The following is a 12534-nucleotide window of genomic DNA, read 5'->3' on the forward strand; positions in this document are numbered from 1 at the left end:
GTTCGGGGTGGCGTGGCGTTGTCCGACATCGCACGGCGAGCCGTGCTACTGTTGGCGACGTTGCAGTTTTGGTACCCATGAACTTTATGTGCGCCTGACGGGAAATGATCCGCTGGGCGCATTATTGTTTTTCCGGCTTTCTCCGGATGGGACCTCTACCTATCAGGAGATAGACATGGCTACTGGCACCGTGAAGTGGTTCAACTCGGAAAAGGGCTTCGGCTTCATTGAGCAGGACGGCGGCGGCGCCGACGTCTTCGCCCACTACTCGAACATCGCCACCTCGGGCTTCCGTGAGCTCCAGGAGGGCCAGAAGGTCTCCTTCGACGTCACGCAGGGCCAGAAGGGCCCGCAGGCGGAGAACATCGTCCCGGCCTGACACCCGGACGCGTACCACTCAGCCGGGGCCCGCACCTTCGCGGTGCGGGCCCCGGCTTGTGCTGTCCTCAGGCCCAGGAAGGCATAAGGCATTCCCGAATGACTCGCTCCGAACGTCCCGCACGCCGGCGCCCGGCCACGCGCGCCGCGAACAACCAGCCCGCGCGGCGATCCGCCAAGGGTGCCGCGAACGGCTCCGGCGGTGCGCGCCGTGCCGCGCCTCCGCAGGACTTCACCCTGCCGGAATCCAGCACGCCCGCCCTGCCCGCCGTCGGGGCGTTCGACGAGCTGGACCTGCCCGGCGGGCTGCTGAAGACCCTCGTGGCCCAGGGGGTGACCGAACCCTTCCCGATCCAGGCCGCCACCCTGCCGAACTCGCTCGCCGGCCGTGACCTCCTCGGCCGCGGCCGCACCGGCTCCGGCAAGACCCTCGCGTTCGGTCTCGCGCTGCTCGCCCGTACCGCGGGGCGCCGCGCCGAGTCCGGGGCGCCGCTCGCCATGGTCCTCGTGCCCACGCGGGAACTCGCGCAGCAGGTCACCGATGCCCTGACCCCGTACGCGACCGCCGTCAACCTGCGGCTCGCCACGGTCGTCGGCGGGATGTCGATCACCAAGCAGGCGGGCGCGCTGCGGCGCGGCGCCGAGGTGCTCGTGGCGACCCCCGGACGGCTGAAGGACCTCATCGAGCGCGGCGACTGCCGGCTCGACGAGGTGTCGATCACGGTCCTCGACGAGGCCGACCAGATGGCCGACATGGGGTTCATGCCGCAGGTCACGGCCCTGCTGAAGCAGGTGGATCCGGACGGGCAGCGGATGCTGTTCTCGGCCACCCTGGACCGGAACATCGACCGGCTCGTGCGGCAGTTCCTGACCGATCCCGTGGTGCACTCGGTGGACCCGTCCGCCGGTGCCGTCACGACGATGGACCACCACCTCCTGTACATCGCGGACGAGACGGACAAGAAGGCGGTCACGACGCGCATAGCCGCCCGTGACGGCCGGGTCATCCTCTTCCTGGACACCAAGCGGTCCGTGGACCGGCTGGTCAAGCGGCTGCTGGCCAGCGGCGTACGGGCGGCGGGACTGCACGGCGGACGGTCGCAGCCACAGCGCAACCGCACGCTCGACCAGTTCAAGAACGGGCAGGTCAGCGCGCTGGTGGCGACCAACGTGGCGGCCCGCGGCATCCATGTCGACGACCTGGATCTCGTCGTGAACGTCGACCCGCCGATGGACCACAAGGACTATCTGCACCGAGGCGGCCGTACCGCACGGGCGGGCGAGTCGGGCAGCGTCGTGACGCTGGTGCTGCCGGACCAGAAGCGCGAGATGAGCCGGCTGATGTCGGACGCGGGCATCAGCCCGCGTACGGCCATGATCAAGTCGAGCGACGAGGAGCTGGCCCGGCTGACCGGCGCCCGTGAGCCGTCGGGCGTGCCCGTCGTCATCGAGGTGCCGGAGCCCCCGCAGCAGCCGAAGCAGACCTCGGGCCGCTCGCGCCCGCGGCGGGGCAGGCCGCAGGGCGGCGGCGCGCGCACCGAGGCGCCCCGCCGCGGCGAAGACCGCCGCGGTGACGGCGTCCGTACCGAGGGGCGCCGGACCGACGGCGTCCGCGCCGAGGGGCGCCGCACCGGGGGAGCCCGCGGTGACGGCGCCCGCACCGGCGGTACTCGCGCCGAGAGCGGTCGGGCACAGGGCGTGCCCGCGCAGGGCGGGCGTACGCAGAGTGCGCGTGCCGACGCCGCGGGACGCCCCCAGGCCGCTGCGGCCGGGCGCCGCCGCTCGCGCGGCCAGGGCGGCACCGGGGGCCGCAGGGCCGCTGCCCAGTAGCCCTGCTCTCCCGGCACCAGACCAGCCGGGCCCGGCGACCGACCGCCGGGCCCGGCTGTTGTTCTCTCAGTGCACCAGCCGGGACCGGAGGGCCGCCAGCGTCTGGAGGTCCAGGCCGAGGCCGACGGTCAGATAGCGGTAGAGGCTGCCGTACTCGGTGTCGACGGCCGAGAGCGCCGCGTTCAGGTACTCCGTACGCACCTCCTGGAGCGGAATGATCAGATCCGGGTTCTGCATCATCCCGGACTGCTTCAGCCCCTCCCGCACCTTCGCGTCGTGCGCGGCACGGAACGTGTTGGACGCCAGATAGTCCTGGACGGCCACCGGTGCGGGCACCCCCAGCGCGACCAGCAGCAGATAGCTCGTCCAGCCGGTGCGGTCCTTGCCCGACGTGCAGTGGTACAGCAGCGGCGTCCGGCCCGGCGCGGCGGCGTCGCGCAGGGTCGCCGCGAACTGCGCGCGGTTGGCGGCGCTGGTGACGAAGGAGGGGTAGATGTTCCGCATGAAGGTCGCCGCCCGGCCGCCGCCGAGCATCTCCTCCTGCTTGACCGGGTCGCGGGAGCCGATCGCGGCCATCATCTGTGCGTACAGCCCGTTGTCCGTGATGGGCCGGGCGACCGGGGTGACACCGGCGGGCAGCTTGTCGGCGCCGTCGTACTGGATCTCGATCGGGATGCGGAAGTCGATGGCCGCCGTCAGCCCGAGGCCTGCCAGCACGGCCACGTCGGCCTCGGTGAGCTTGCTCAGCGCGTCGGCACGGTAGATCCGGCCGTAGCGGACCTCCTCGCCGTCGTAGGTGCGGTAGCCGCCCAGGTCACGGACATTGACCGCGCCTGTGAGGGGGATGTGGCGGATGCTGCCGCGAGTGCGGCGGCTCGCCGCGTTCGCAGGGGCCGCGACCGCCACGAAGGCGGCCGCGGTGGCGGTGCTCAGCAGGGCTCTTCTCGTGAGTGGCATGACTGAACTCCCGTGCGGGGAAAGGGGTTCACCCTGGTGTCGGCAGGGTGCGGAGCGCATGCTCGGCCTCGGACATCACACGGGTGACGAGTTCCGCGCAGCTCGGCAGGTCCTCGATCAGGCCGGCGATCTGTCCGGACGCCATGATTCCGAGGTCGGTTCGGCCCTCGACCATGGACGCCTTCAGGAGCATGGGGGTGTTCGCGGCGAGCAGGACCTGGCTCCAGGTCAGCTCCTTGCCGTGTTTCATCGCGAGCCCGTCGCGGACCATCGCGGCCCAGGACAGACCCGAGATCTTCTTGAACCCGGCGGCCCCGCGCACCGCGTGCAGCAGGGCCCGGATCCGGCCGGACCGTTCCAGCGCGTCGACCAGTTCCGTACGGAGCATCCGGTGCGGCAGCCCGTCGACGGCGGTGGTGACGGTGACGTCCTTGACGGACGCCGCCAGATAGCGGGCCTTGACGGCGTCCGGGACGGTCGAGTCGGAGGTGAGCAGGAAGCGGGTGCCCATCGCCACCCCCGCGGCCCCGTACGCGAGCGCCGCGACCAGCCCGCGCCCGTCGTGGAAGCCGCCCGCGGCGACCACCGGGATGTCCACGGCGTCCACCACCTGCGGCAGCAGCACGGTCGTGGCGACGTCACCGGTGTGCCCCCCGCCCTCGCCGCCCTGCACGATCACCGCGTCCGCGCCCCACGCGGCGACCTTCTCGGCGTGGCGGCGGGCGCCGATGGACGGGATGACGACCACGCCCGCGTCCTTGAGCTCGGCGATCAGCTCACGGGAGGGGGCGAGGGCGAAGGAAGCGACCCGTACACCCTCCGCGATGATGATCCGCACCCGCTCCCGCGCGTCCCCGGCGTCCGCGCGCAGATTGACCCCGAACGGGGCGTCCGTACGGGACTTGACCTCCCGGACCGCGCGGGTCAGCTGCTCGGTCGTCATGGTCGCGGACGCGAGGATGCCGAGTGCGCCCGCGTTGGCGGTGGCCGAGACCAGGCGGGGGCCCGCGACCCAGCCCATGCCGGTCTGGACGAGGGGATGCTCGACGCCGACGAGCTTGGTGAGCGCGGTCTCCATCAGGCTGCCTTGACCTCGCGGGAGCGGGCACCGGCCGGATCGATGACCTCGCGGATGAGGCGCAGCTCCTCGGAGGTCGGCTCGCGGGTGTACGGGACCTCGTCGCCGATCACCAGGTCGAACCCGGTCGCCTCCCTGACCTGCTCGACCGTCACCCCCGGGTGCAGGGACGCGAGCCGCATCGAGTGGTCGGGCGTGGCGAAATCGAAGACGCCCAGGTCGGAGACGACACGCGGGATCCGGTGGAAGCGGGCGCCTGCCGCGTTGTCGTAACCGACGCCGCTCACCATGTCGACCTTCTCGACGAAGACCCGGGTGGAGTGCCTCGGCACCCAGTAACTGACCGGGTTGTTGAGGGTGTTGACGGGCGCGCCGCGCACGCCGAGCAGCTGGCGGGTCGGGCGGGCCCAGTCGCCGATGCAGGAGATGTTCTGGTTGCCGTACCGGTCGAGCTGGCTCGCGCCCATCATGACGTGGCGCTTTCCGCCGGTGACCATGGTGAGGTGGCGGCGATACGGCAGCCAGCCCTCGACCGAGCCGTCGAGACCGACGAGCATCGCCTCGCCGTCGGTGAGGAGCAGGTCGGGGGAGAAGGTGCGCTTGGCGAGCCGGGCGCCGATGGACGGGATCAGGCCCATGGGGCTGGCCAGCACCTCGCCGTTGTCACGCCAGGCGTCGGCGCAGGCGATGACGCAGTACTCGGACCGGGTGGGGGAATGGAGCGGGGCTTTGGTGGTGGGTGCGGTCACTTCTGCTCCTCGTGCCAGGCCTGGACGGCGGACTGGTAGTCGTGCTCGCTCGCGCCGGACAGGAACCGCCGGGCGAAGTCCTCCCAGGGCGTGGTCGCGTAGAGCTTCTGGAAGGCCTCGTCGCGGCCGTAGTCGGGCACGCAGGAGGTGAAGTGCGCGCCGTTCGGGGTCTCGACGACACCGGTGACGCTGTGGCGGCCGACGAGAAGGGTCTGCGGGGCCGCGTCCTTGGTCAGCTCCGCCGTCTCGACGAGCTGCTCGCAGGAGACGTACGCGGTGTCGGCGGCCTCGCAGAAGAGGTCGTCGAAGTACGGATCGGGGCCCAGGTACTGGCCGTTGCCGAGCCGGTCGGCGCGGTTCAGGTGGACGAGCGCCGCGTCCATGCGCAGAGCCGGTACGGCGACGAACTCCTCGCCGTCCTCGTACGGCGAGGTCACCGTCCGCAGCCCGGGGTTGACCCGCATCACGTCGGAGCCGAGCCCGGCCCGCACGGGCAGGAACGGCAGCCGGTTGGCGGCGGCGTGCAGACCCCACATGAACATGGCCTCGTCGAGCTCCGTCATCTCGAAGGCGCCACGCTCGCGGGCCGCCCGGAAGTGCGGCTCCAGGGGGATCGAATCGAGGGTCGCGAAGGGCGCGACGAGCCGCCGGACGCGGCCGGCGGCGGCGAGGAGGCCGACGTCGGGGCCGCCGTACGAGATGACGGTCAGGTCGGTGATCCCGGACCGCAGCAGCGCCCTCACCAGGGCCATGGGCTTGCGGCGCGAGCCCCAGCCGCCGATGCCGATGGTCATGCCGCTGCGCAGCCGCGCGACGACGTCCTCGGGGCTCATGCTCTTGTCAGCCATGGGTCAGGCCTCCTTGCCGAAGGTGTCGCGTACCCGGTCGGCCGTCCCGCTGAGGTTGGCCTCGAAGGTGAAGCCCTGCTCGAAGCGGTAGCTGCGGCGTACGTCGACGGGGTCGATGCCGTTGATGGCGGCCTTGGCGAGGCGGATGAGATGGCCGTCCTTGGCGGCGATCTCCCGCGCCAGCTCCATGGCCGCGTCGTGGAGCCCGTCGCGCGGGACGACCTTCCAGACCGAGCCGTGGGCGTGCAGTTCGGCGGCCGTCGCCGTGCGCGAGGTGTAGTACAGCGCGCGCATCAGATGCTGCGGGACGAGCCGGGCGAGATGGGTGGCGGCACCGAGCGCGCCCCGGTCCAGCTCCGGCAGCCCGAAGGTGGCGTCGTCCGAGGCGACGATCGCGTCGGCGTTGCCGACGAGCCCGATCCCGCCGCCCAGGCAGAAGCCGTGCACGGCCGCGACGACGGGGACCTCGCACTCGTAGACGGCGGCGAAGGCCTCGTAACAGCCGCGATTGGCGCCGATGAGGGCGCGGTGTGTCCCCGTGCCGTCGCGCTGCAGCTCCTTGATGTCCACGCCCGCGTTGAAGCCGCGACCGGCGGCGGTCAGGACGACACAGCGGACCTCCGGGTCGCGGCCGGCGGCGCGGACGGCGTCCGCGAGGTCGTACCAGCCCTGCACGGGCAGGGCGTTGACCGGCGGGAAGTCGACCGTGACGACGGATATGCCCTTCTCGGGGCTTGAGGTGGAGACACCCATGAGCGGATCAGCTACCTTTCCACCAAACATTTGTTAGGTACTGCTGGGTGAGGAAGGTAGCAGCCGATGGAGCTGGATGGGAGGGTCGCCGTCATCACCGGTGGAACCCGGGGGGTCGGCGCCGGGATCGCGCGGGCGTTCCTGGCGGCGGGCGCGGAGGTCGTCGTCTGCGCCCGCAGGCCCCCGGACGCGCCGGTTTCGGCCGGTGGCCGTACCGCGCGCTTCGCGGCCGTCGACCTGCGGGACGCGACGGCCGTGGCGGACTTCTTCACAGAGGTCGCCCAGCGGCACGGACGGCTGGACGTCCTGGTCAACAACGCGGGCGGGACGCCGTACCGGCTGCTGGGAGAGGGCGGGGCGGAGCGGCACGCGCGGGTGGTGGAACTCAACCTGGTGGCGCCGATGACCGCGTCGCTGGCCGCGTACGAACATCTGCGCGCGGCGCGCGGCTCGGTCGTGGTGATCGGCAGCGTGAGCGCGACGCGGCCGTCGCCGGGGACGGCCGCGTACGGGGCGGCCAAGGCCGGGCTGGAGAACCTGGCGCGGTCGATGGCCGTGGAGTGGGCGCCGGAGGTACGCGTCAACACGCTCGTGCTCGGGATGGTGCGCACCGAGCTGTCCCACCTGCACTACGGCGACGAGGAGGGCATCGCGGCCGTCGGCCGCACCGTCCCGCTCGGCCGGCTCGCCGAGCCCGAGGAGATCGGGCAGGCCGCCGTGTTCCTCGCGTCGGAGCGGGCGGCGTACGTGAGCGGGGCGTCGCTGCTGGTGCACGGGGGCGGGGAACGGCCCGCGTTCTTGGACGCGGCAACTGTCAACAAGGAGAACTGAGATGACTGCTGGAACCGGGATCTGCGCAGGCCGGGTCGTGATCGTGACGGGAGCGGGCCGCGGCCTCGGCAGGGCGCACGCGCTCGCCTTCGCCGCCGAGGGCGCCAAGGTCGTGGTCAACGACCTGGGCGTGGGGCTCGACGGGGCCGGAGGCTCGACGGGCCCGGCGCAGGCCGTCGTGGACGAGATCCGCGCGGCGGGGGGCGAGGCGGTGGCCCACGGGGGTGACATCGCGACGGGGGAGGGCGCGGCGTCGCTGATCGCCACCGCGCTCGACACCTTCGGCCGGCTGGACACCCTCGTCAACAACGCCGGGTTCCTGCGGGACCGGATGCTGGTCAACCTGGACGAGGACGACTGGGACGCGGTGATGCGGGTGCATCTCAAGGGCCACTTCCTGCCGCTGAAGCACGCGGCGGCGTACTGGCGGGCGGAGGCCAAGGCGGGCCGGATGCCGGACGCCCGCGTCGTCAACACCTCCTCCGGCGCGGGGCTGCTCGGCTCCGTCGGCCAGGGCAACTACGCGGCGGCGAAGGCGGGCATCGTCGGCCTCACCCTCGTCGCCTCCGCGGAGATGGCCCGCTACGGCGTCCGGGCCAACGCGATCGCGCCCGCCGCGCGTACCCGTATGACCGAACAGACCTTCGCCGAGACGATGTCCGCGCCGCCGGCCGGGACCGGGGCCTTCGACGCGATGGCCCCCGAGAACGTCTCCCCTCTCGTCGTCTGGCTCGGCTCACCGGCGTCGGCCGGTGTCACCGGCCGCGTCTTCGAGGCCGAAGCGGGCCGCATCACAGTCATGGAGGGCTGGCGCCCGGGCCCCACCGCCGACAAGTCGTCCCGCTGGACCCCGTCGGAGGCGGGCGAGGCGGCCCTGAAGCTCTTGGCGACGGCGGAGCCGGCGCAGCCGGTGTACGGGGCGAGGTAGGGGGAGGGGGTGGGTGCGGGTGGGTGGCGCCAGCGGCGGGCTTCTCTCCCCGCCCCGCCCCTTCCCGAAAACTGGGGGCAAGCCCCCAGACCCCCGTACGGCCTCCGGCCGTGTCCTCAAACGCCGGACGGGCTCCAAAGGAGCCCCTCCGGCGATTGAGGAGCGGGGTCCGGGGGCAGGGCCCCCGCAACGGGGGCTGGGGCGGAGCCCCAGTTGTGGGAAGGGGCGGGTAGGGGACAAAGCCCGCCGCAGGCGCCACCCACCCGCACCCCCCCGTACACTCGTCCGCATGAGCCGACGACGACATTGATCCACACCACCCGGTCCCGGAACGGACTGTCGCGGGCCGCCGCGCGGGGTGAGCACCCGGCGCCGCCCCGTCCGTTCCACAGAAGGACCGATCCATGCTCACCACTTCGTCATGCCCGAGCGGCGCACGCCGCCTCGAGCGCACGCTCTACGCCTACGTCGCACTTGAGGACTTCGTCCTCCTCTACCCGGTCTACGCGCTGCTGTTCGCCTCGCACGGCCTGAACACCGCCGAGATCTCCTCCCTGTTCGCGCTCTGGTCCCTGACCGGCCTGCTGCTGGAGGTCCCCTCGGGGGTCTGGGCCGACGTCGTGTCCCGGCGGCTGATGATGGTCGTCGGGCCGCTGCTGTCGGCGGCCGGGTTCGCGCTGTGGGTGCTCGTCCCGTCGTACGCCGCGTTCGCCGCCGGCTTCGTCCTCTGGGGGATCGGCGGATCCCTGCGCTCCGGCGCGATGGAAGCCCTCGTGCACGACGAACTCGACCGGCTCGGTGCGAGTTCGCGCTACGCCCGCGTCATGGGGCGGGCCGCGGCCGTGAGCATGGCCGCCACGGCCACGGCCACCGCCGCGGCGGCCCCCGTGTTCGCGCTGGGCGGCCACGGGCTGCTCGGCGCGGCGAGCGTCGGCGCGTGCGTACTGTGCGCGCTCGTCGGCGCGATGCTCCCCGAGCACCGGGCGGACGTACGGCAGTCCGAAGCCTCCGGCTACGCCGCGACCCTGCGCGCCGGCCTCGCGGAGGTACGCGGCAGCCGCGAAGTCCGGCGCGCACTGCTCCTGTCCGTCGTGCTGACCTCGGTCTGGGGCGCGCTCGACGAGTACGTACCGCTGCTGGCCGCCGCCACGGGCGTCGCGGACTCGACCGTTCCGCTGCTGGTCCTGGTCGTCTGGGTCGGGGTGACGGCGGGCTCGCTGCTCGTCGGGCCGAGTGAACGTCTCCTTGCCCGCGCGCCCCGCGCCCTCGGCGCCGCCGTGGCCGCCGCCGCGGTCGCGCTCGCGGTGGGCGCGCTGTCCGGCAGCCCCGCCGGATTCGTCCTCGTCGGCGCCGGGTTCCTCGTGTTCCAGCTGGCCGACGTGCTGGCGGACGCCCGCCTCCAGGAGTCCATCACCGGCCCGAGCCGGGCGACGGTCACCTCGCTCGCCGGCCTCGGCACCAGCCTGGCCACGCTCCTGGTCTACGGAAGCTACGCCGCCCTTTCGGGCCTTTCCGCCCACGCGTCGCACGGCACCGCCTTCGCCCTGCTTGCCATCCCCTACCTGGTGGTCGCCCTCATCCTGAGCGGACCGCGCCGCCGCCCGGTCAAGGAAGCAGCCGCTTCGCCGCCTCGCGCTGGCGCCACGTCGCGCCCGTCAGGAAGCGGTGCACGACCTCCAGCTCCTCCGTCGTGAACTCCTCGTACAGTTCGGTGACTTCGCGTGCCCAGTCGGCGAAGAGCGGGGACAGTTCCGCCAGTTTCTCGGGGCGGGACTCGATCAGCACCCGGCGCTTGTCCGTCGGGTGCTTCACCCGGCGGACGTAGCCCTTCTTCTCCAGGCGGTCCACCAGGCCGGTGACCGACGCCGGGGCGAGTCCCGAGCGTTCGGCGAGGTCCTTGGCGGTGAGGGCGCCGTGGCGCTGCAGCAGGTCGAGCGTCTTGGTCTCGGTGGGGCCGAGGCCCTGCCGGGCCGCGACCGCCGTATGGAAGGCGACCGCCGCGGCGCTGGAGTCCCGGCCCGCGGCGGTCAGGGCCGCGATGACTTCGGCCCGTCGTGAGCTGTCGTCCCTGGTCATGGCGTCAGCCTAGCAAAATATTTCGTTCGGGCGAACAAACTACTTGCGATCAGTGTTGCCTGGCTGCAAGTCTTTAGTTCGTACGAACGAAATAAATCTGGAGGCCCCTCATGCCCGCCATCTCCGCCGTCTCCGCCATGGCCGCGCTGCTCACCGCCCTCCTCACCACCCCGGTCGCGAGCCCGACGCCTGAGCGGAGCCCCGCTCCCGAGCGGAGCGCCAGGTCCGAGCAGACGGCACGGCCCGCCGTCGCCGTGACCGCCACGGCCGACGACCTGGTCGTCCCCGGCAGCACCCGTCCGGGCCCCGCCACCTTCCAGGTGTCCACCACCGACGCGACGGCCGGGCACGTCGGTCTGGTCCGGCTCCGTGAGGGCGCCTCGCTCGCCGCGTTCCGCGCCGGGCTGCGCAAGGCGTTCTCCGACGACCCCGCCGTGGTCGTCGAGGGCAACCGTGAGGTGACGGCCGCCGCCGAGCTGCTCGGCGGCGCCGTGACCCTGCCCGGCAGCCCGGTGACGTTCAGCCAGGTGCTCCGTCCTGGCACGTACCACCTGCTCGAATACCGGGACTTCGAGAACAACGACCTGCCGACGGGCCAGGAGCGCGTCCGTACGCTCACCGTCTCCGGGGCGGCGTACGGCCGGCTGCCGGACGCGGAGGCGACGATCGTCTCGCAGAGCGTCCCCGGCGTCGGACCTCGCTTCGAGGCACCTCGCACCCTGCGCGCGGGCGAGCCGGTCCGCGTCGTCAACGCGATGTGCGGGCAGGTCAACGAGGCCGTGTTCTACAAGCTGTTCCCCGGGAAGACGGACGCCGACGTGCAGGAGTTCTTCACCGCGCCGGACTGGGACGACCTGCCCTTCGACCCGTACGCGAACGTCGGCACCCCGCCGCTGTCGCCCGGCCGCTCCACCGTGCTCCACGCGCCACTCACCCCGGGCGACTGGGCGCTGGTCACCTGGGTCGGCAGCGCGGTGGACGGCGGCAAGCTGGCCGCGCAGGGCATGCACACCGTCATCACCGTCACCTGACCCGGACCCGGACCCGGGCCTGACCCGGACCTGAGCCGGACCTGAGCCGGACCTGAGCCGGACCTGGGCCCCGACACCGGACCGGACCGAACACCGGTCCTGGTCCTGGTCCTGGTCCCGGTCCCGGTCCCGGTCCCGGACGCCCGAGGCCCGCCGGAGCACTCGCTCCGGCGGGCCTCTCCTTTCCCGCTGAGCGGGAACTCGCCCTCCCCGGCGACGCCGGGCCCGGCCTAGCCTCGCCGGACCACCCGACAATCCGACACCCCGCCCACCCGCAGGAGGAGCCCCATGCTCGTGGAACACCAACGACAGGAGGCCGCGGCCCTCCTGCGCGAGGCCGAGCTCGCGCGGGTTCCCGTGGCGCCGCTCGTGGAGGCGTATCCGGGGATCGAGGCCGTGGACGCGTACGAGATCCAGCTCGTCAACATCCGGCGCAGGCTCGATGAGGGGGCCCGGATCAACGGGCACAAGGTGGGGCTGTCGTCGGAGGTCATGCAGCGGATGATGGGGGTCGACGAGCCCGACTACGGCCATCTCCTCGACGGCATGGAGCTGCACCAGGACCGGCCCGTCCCGGTCGGCCGCTACTGCGCGCCGCGCGTCGAGGTCGAGGTCGGGTTCGTGCTCGGGGACGACCTGCCGGGCGACGGGTGCACCGAAGCGGACGTGCTCGCGGCCACCGAACGTGTCGTACCGGCCCTGGAGCTGATCGACAGCCGGATCGCCGACTGGCGGATCACCATCGCGGACACGATCGCCGACAACGCCTCATCCGCCGGTTACGTCATCGGCGACGGCCGCGATCCCCGCGAGCTGGATCTCAAGGCCATCGACGCCTGGCTGTTCGCTGACGGCGGCGAGCTCATCGCGCGCGGCCGAAGCGACGCGGTGCTCGGGGACCCGGCCGTGTCCGTCGCCTGGCTGGCCCGGACCGTCGCAGCCTTCGGCGTGCCGCTGAAGAAGGGCCATCTCATCCTGCCCGGGTCATGCACCCGGGCGGTCGACGTCGAAGCGGGCCGTACGTACACCGCCGAGTTCTCCGGGCTCGGCTCCGTCTCCCTCTCCTTCTGCTGAG

At 72.5% G+C, this 12534-nt stretch carries 13 protein-coding genes; 7 read left to right on the plus strand and 6 right to left on the minus strand.

The window, feature by feature from the left end:
- Window positions 1-175: 175 nt before the first annotated feature.
- Window positions 176-379 (plus strand): cold-shock protein, encoded by a 204-nt coding sequence (locus tag ABT342_RS11725; protein WP_003969786.1) that lies wholly within the window; start codon window positions 176-178, stop codon window positions 377-379.
- 98 nt (window positions 380-477) lie between these two features.
- The gene (locus tag ABT342_RS11730) at window positions 478-2208 is read left to right on the plus strand and encodes a DEAD/DEAH box helicase (protein ID WP_351570696.1); all 1731 of its coding nucleotides are present in this window, start codon (window positions 478-480) and stop codon (window positions 2206-2208) included.
- A gap of 66 nt (window positions 2209-2274) precedes the next feature.
- Here the strand turns inward: ABT342_RS11730 and ABT342_RS11735 are convergent, their stop codons facing one another.
- The 5 genes from ABT342_RS11735 to ABT342_RS11755 are packed head-to-tail and all read right to left on the minus strand — an operon-like array spanning window position 2275 to window position 6593.
- Window positions 2275-3165 carry a tyrosine-protein phosphatase gene (locus ABT342_RS11735; RefSeq protein WP_351570699.1) on the minus strand — a complete coding sequence of 297 codons (891 nt, stop codon included), beginning with the start codon at window positions 3163-3165 and terminating at the stop codon, window positions 2275-2277.
- 28 nt (window positions 3166-3193) lie between these two features.
- Window positions 3194-4243: an NAD(P)H-dependent flavin oxidoreductase gene (locus ABT342_RS11740; RefSeq protein ID WP_351570702.1), complete on the minus strand. Its 1050-nt coding sequence runs from the start codon at window positions 4241-4243 to the stop codon at window positions 3194-3196.
- Entirely contained in the window at window positions 4243-4992 is a 750-nt protein-coding gene (locus ABT342_RS11745) for a CoA-transferase subunit beta (RefSeq protein WP_351570705.1), read from the minus strand. The genes ABT342_RS11740 and ABT342_RS11745 overlap by 1 nt, the downstream gene beginning before the upstream one ends.
- On the minus strand, window positions 4989-5840 hold the full coding sequence (locus ABT342_RS11750; RefSeq protein ID WP_351570708.1) for a CoA transferase subunit A: 852 nt from the start codon (window positions 5838-5840) through the stop codon (window positions 4989-4991). Before ABT342_RS11750 ends, ABT342_RS11745 begins: the two co-directional genes overlap by 4 nt.
- A gap of 3 nt (window positions 5841-5843) precedes the next feature.
- Window positions 5844-6593, minus strand: a complete 750-nt coding sequence (locus tag ABT342_RS11755) for an enoyl-CoA hydratase family protein (RefSeq protein WP_351570711.1) — start codon at window positions 6591-6593, stop codon at window positions 5844-5846.
- A 66-nt stretch (window positions 6594-6659) separates the two neighbouring features.
- On the opposite strand from ABT342_RS11755, the gene ABT342_RS11760 reads away from it, so the two are divergent.
- The 3 genes from ABT342_RS11760 (at window position 6660) to ABT342_RS11770 (ending at window position 10046) form a co-directional block, all read left to right on the plus strand.
- Window positions 6660-7424 carry an SDR family oxidoreductase gene (locus ABT342_RS11760; RefSeq protein ID WP_351570714.1) on the plus strand — a complete coding sequence of 255 codons (765 nt, stop codon included), beginning with the start codon at window positions 6660-6662 and terminating at the stop codon, window positions 7422-7424.
- Between the two features lies 1 nt (window position 7425).
- Window positions 7426-8352 (plus strand): SDR family oxidoreductase, encoded by a 927-nt coding sequence (locus tag ABT342_RS11765; protein ID WP_351570717.1) that lies wholly within the window; start codon window positions 7426-7428, stop codon window positions 8350-8352.
- A 404-nt stretch (window positions 8353-8756) separates the two neighbouring features.
- Window positions 8757-10046: an MFS transporter gene (locus ABT342_RS11770; protein WP_351570720.1), complete on the plus strand. Its 1290-nt coding sequence runs from the start codon at window positions 8757-8759 to the stop codon at window positions 10044-10046.
- On the opposite strand, the gene ABT342_RS11775 is transcribed toward ABT342_RS11770, so the two are convergent.
- Entirely contained in the window at window positions 9958-10428 is a 471-nt protein-coding gene (locus ABT342_RS11775; protein WP_351570723.1) for a MarR family winged helix-turn-helix transcriptional regulator, read from the minus strand. The two genes, ABT342_RS11770 and ABT342_RS11775, sit on opposite strands and share 89 nt — an antisense overlap.
- Before the next feature lie 110 nt (window positions 10429-10538).
- On the opposite strand from ABT342_RS11775, the gene ABT342_RS11780 reads away from it, so the two are divergent.
- Complete coding sequence (locus ABT342_RS11780; protein WP_351570726.1) at window positions 10539-11459, plus strand: hypothetical protein; 921 nt, start codon at window positions 10539-10541, stop codon at window positions 11457-11459.
- 288 nt (window positions 11460-11747) lie between these two features.
- Complete coding sequence (locus tag ABT342_RS11785) at window positions 11748-12533, plus strand: 2-keto-4-pentenoate hydratase (RefSeq protein WP_351570729.1); 786 nt, start codon at window positions 11748-11750, stop codon at window positions 12531-12533.
- Window position 12534 lies beyond the last annotated feature (1 nt).

The sequence above is a fragment of the Streptomyces sp. NPDC000410 genome (assembly GCF_040300305.1).
GTDB lineage: Bacteria > Actinomycetota > Actinomycetes > Streptomycetales > Streptomycetaceae > Streptomyces.

Excerpts from the sequence above, each read along its gene's own strand:
- ABT342_RS11725 (WP_003969786.1), top strand. The coding sequence starts at position 176 with ATGGCTACTGGCACCGTGAAGTGGTTCAACTCGGAAAAGGGCTTCGGC.
- ABT342_RS11730 (WP_351570696.1), top strand. The coding sequence starts at position 478 with ATGACTCGCTCCGAACGTCCCGCACGCCGGCGCCCGGCCACGCGCGCC.
- ABT342_RS11735 (WP_351570699.1), bottom strand. The coding sequence starts at position 3,165 with ATGCCACTCACGAGAAGAGCCCTGCTGAGCACCGCCACCGCGGCCGCC.
- ABT342_RS11740 (WP_351570702.1), bottom strand. The coding sequence starts at position 4,243 with ATGGAGACCGCGCTCACCAAGCTCGTCGGCGTCGAGCATCCCCTCGTC.
- ABT342_RS11750 (WP_351570708.1), bottom strand. The coding sequence starts at position 5,840 with ATGGCTGACAAGAGCATGAGCCCCGAGGACGTCGTCGCGCGGCTGCGC.
- ABT342_RS11755 (WP_351570711.1), bottom strand. The coding sequence starts at position 6,593 with ATGGGTGTCTCCACCTCAAGCCCCGAGAAGGGCATATCCGTCGTCACG.
- ABT342_RS11760 (WP_351570714.1), top strand. The coding sequence starts at position 6,660 with ATGGAGCTGGATGGGAGGGTCGCCGTCATCACCGGTGGAACCCGGGGG.
- ABT342_RS11765 (WP_351570717.1), top strand. The coding sequence starts at position 7,426 with ATGACTGCTGGAACCGGGATCTGCGCAGGCCGGGTCGTGATCGTGACG.
- ABT342_RS11770 (WP_351570720.1), top strand. The coding sequence starts at position 8,757 with ATGCTCACCACTTCGTCATGCCCGAGCGGCGCACGCCGCCTCGAGCGC.
- ABT342_RS11775 (WP_351570723.1), bottom strand. The coding sequence starts at position 10,428 with ATGACCAGGGACGACAGCTCACGACGGGCCGAAGTCATCGCGGCCCTG.
- ABT342_RS11780 (WP_351570726.1), top strand. The coding sequence starts at position 10,539 with ATGCCCGCCATCTCCGCCGTCTCCGCCATGGCCGCGCTGCTCACCGCC.
- ABT342_RS11785 (WP_351570729.1), top strand. The coding sequence starts at position 11,748 with ATGCTCGTGGAACACCAACGACAGGAGGCCGCGGCCCTCCTGCGCGAG.